We start from the raw sequence: 3,505 nt of genomic DNA on the forward strand, positions 1-3,505 counted from the left end.
GAACGCGTGACGATTCTGAACCAGACGCCTACGGCGTTCTACAGTCTGATCCATGAGGTGTGCGATAAGGAACGGAAGCGGAATCTATGTGTCCGCAAAGTGATATTCGGCGGGGAAGCGCTGTCTCCTGCACAACTGGAACCGTGGGCGAAGGCGTATCCGGCTGCCCTTCTGATCAATATGTATGGCATTACGGAAACGACCGTACACGTGACGTACAAGGAAATAACCGGCAAAGATATCCGGACGAACATTAGCAACATCGGGAAACCGATCCCAACGTTGTCGGTCATGATTCTAGACAAGAACGGACGCCTTGTCCCTCAGGGCGTAGCCGGAGAAATGTACGTAGCCGGGGCAGGGGTGACGCGCGGATACTTGAACCGTCCAGAGCTGACGGCGGAGAAGTTCGTGGAGAACCCGTTTGAAGCTGGCGAGCGGATGTACCGTACGGGAGACCTGGCCAGATGGCTGCCGGACGGAAACCTGGAATACATGGGTCGGATCGATGAGCAGGTGAAAATCCGGGGGTACCGGATTGAGACGGGCGAAATCGTGCACCGTCTGCTGCAGCACGCGGACGTGAAGGAAGCGGTGGTCGTCGCCCGGAAAGACGAGCGGGGCGAGGCGTACTTGTGTGCGTATGTAGTGAGCGGCGGGGCATTCGACGCCTCCGAGCTGCGCGCGTATTTAAAGGCCAATATGCCGGAATACATGGTGCCGTCGTATCTAGTAGAAGTGGAGCGGATCCCGCTGACGGCCAACGGGAAGGTGGACCGGAAGGCGCTGCCGGAGCCGCAAGGGCTAGTGCAGGCGGGAAGCGAATACGTCGCGCCGCGGAGCGAGAAGGAAGCGAAACTGGCGGCGATTTGGCAGGACGTGCTTGGCCTTTCGCAGCCGGTGAGCATCCGGGACGATTTCTTCCAGCTTGGCGGGGACTCGATTCGTGCTCTCCGTCTAATCGCGAGGATGGAGCAAGCGATTGGACAAAAAATGAACCTCTATCATCTGTACCAATATCCGACGATCGAGTCCTTCTTGGCGAACCTTTCTACGAGCGATCATTTGGACCTCGCGGCTGTTGAACAAGCGCTGGCGGCCGATATGGAGAAGATGCGGGACCAAATCTTGTCCGGCCCTGCAGCGCTGGCGGGTGAGGTTGAGGATTTCTATCCAATGAGCGATATCGAGCAGGGCATGGTTTTCCACACCCTTATGCAATCTGAGGAAGCGGTCTATCATGATCAGTTCGTATATAGGCTTAAAGATGCACAGTTTCAATTGGAAAGTTTGCGGGATTCCTTGCGTTTCATGGTTGCCAAGCACCCGATCCTTAGAACCGATTTTTACCTTGAGGTAGACGCACAGTCCATTCAAATTGTGCGCAAAGACGTGGATGTCCGCATCGGACTGGATGATTTATCCGGGCTGGACGGGGACGATCAAGACGATTTCGTGCAGCGCTGGCTGGCAGAAGACCGCAATCGTCCGTTTGATATTGGGAAGGCGCCGCTTTGGCGAATGCACGTCTGTCTGCTTGGTGGCAATCGACTATACCTATGCTGGATTTTTCACCATGCGATCTTGGATGGCTGGAGCGTCGCATCGTTCATGACAGAGTTGCTGAACGTTTACAAGATGTTGAAGAGCGGGAAATCGGCGAGGGATGCAGAGCCAGCTTTGAAGAGCACGTATAAAGATTTTGTAATCGAACAAATCGCGGTAAAGGATCAGCCGGACGTTCGAAAATACTGGCAGGAGGAATTGAAAGGGTTTCATCGGTTAGAGTTGCCTAAATCGTTGTCCGATCAGGAGCATGATGGCGAACATGTGACGTTTTCGTATTCCTTTGATCACGATTTGCTCGAGAAGCTAAAGCTTTTGGCGAGCAGCAGCAGCACCCACTTGCGTTCCGTTTGTTTTTCGGCTTATGTATACAGTCTTTCCTTGTTCAGCTACGAAAACGAAGTCTTGACCGGTCTCGTTGAAAACCTGCGTCCCGTTCGTGAAGACGGCGATAAAGTGCTGGGTTCTTTTCTGAATACCGTGCCGGTGCAAATTAGAATCGATCGGCAAATGACTTGGCTCCAATGGGTTCAGAAAGTTCATGGCGCTTGCATGGAGATGAAAAATCACGGAAGACTTCCACTACGGGAAATCATGAATGCAGCGGGAGTAAAGTCCGAAACCAGCAATCCGTTCTTCGACATTTTGTTTAATTATGTAAACTTTCATATTTATGAGTCCATAGGTGAAGAATCACTGATTCCCGAGGCATTGGCGAAATTAAGTTTTGAGCGCACGAATACCCAATTGGACTTCAGCATATCCGTTACATTCAATCAATTGAGTGTTATCATCCGATCGTCTTACCACGAAGATGTCGTCCGTAAACTCTTTCAGTTTTTTGAGCGAACGATCCACGCGATGGCAGCCGATTCGACGCGGATGCTTGAAAGCCTCGAATTCTTCGGCGAAGAAGAGAGGCGTCAGCTGCTGGAGACGTTTAACGACACGAGGGCGGAGTACCCGAAGGATAAGACGATCCACGAGCTGTTCGAGGAGCAGGCGGAGCGGATGCCGGAAGCGGTCGCGATCGTATGCGAGTCTGGGCGAATGACGTATGGGGAGCTGAACGCGAAGGCGAACCAGTTGGCGTATAAGCTGCGGTTGCGCGGCGTCGGATCGGATCGGATCGTGGGGATTATGGCGGAGCGCTCGGTAGAGATGATCGTGGGGATTCTCGCGATTCTGAAGGCGGGCGGGGCATACTTGCCGATCGACCCGGCGTATCCGGCGGAGCGGATCGCGTACATGCTGGAAGACAGTAGCGCCGATCTTCTACTCGTCTACGGGGAAGCGGAAGTGCCGCAAGAGTACGAGGGAACCGTGCTGGATCTGGCGGATGTGTCGCTGTACGCGGGTGACACCGCGAACCCGCCAGCCGCAAACGGTCCGAACGATCTGGCGTATGTCATCTACACGTCGGGATCGACGGGACAGCCCAAGGGTGTCATGGTCGAACATGGCGGCTTAACGAATATCATGGTGGCACTGCACCGCAAATATCCATGCGGGGAAGAAGAAGCTTATTTACTGAAGACGGGCTATACGTTCGACGTGTCATTGACGGAGTTGTTCGGATGGATACCGGGCGGAGGGAAAGTGGTGGTGGCGCCGCCGGGCGCCGAGAAAGATCCACAGGAGCTGCTTCGCGTCATTGATGATAACCGGGTGACGCACATCAACTTTGTTCCTTCCATGCTGCAGCTGTTCATGGCGGAGGCGAAAAGGAGCGGGAGAGCCGTACCATCGTTGCAGTTTTTGTTTATCGCGGGTGAAGCGTTCCCAACGGAGATGGCACGGCGAGCATGCGAGCAGTGGCCGCATGCCCGAGTGGAGAACATTTACGGGCCGACGGAGGCGACCATCTACGCGACGCAAGAGGCGGTTACTTCGGATCCGGAGAAGGTTGGAATCGGCAAACCATTGCCGAACGTGCGTA

1 protein-coding gene is annotated in these 3,505 nt (G+C 54.3%); it reads left to right on the top strand.

Annotation, left to right across the window (positions count from 1 at the left end; genetic code table 11):
• A partial coding sequence (locus ACX1DY_RS31285) for an AMP-binding protein (protein WP_458968023.1) occupies positions 1-3,505 on the top strand: 3,505 nt, incomplete at both ends.

The sequence above is a fragment of the Paenibacillus sp. BAC0078 genome (genome assembly GCF_054483875.1).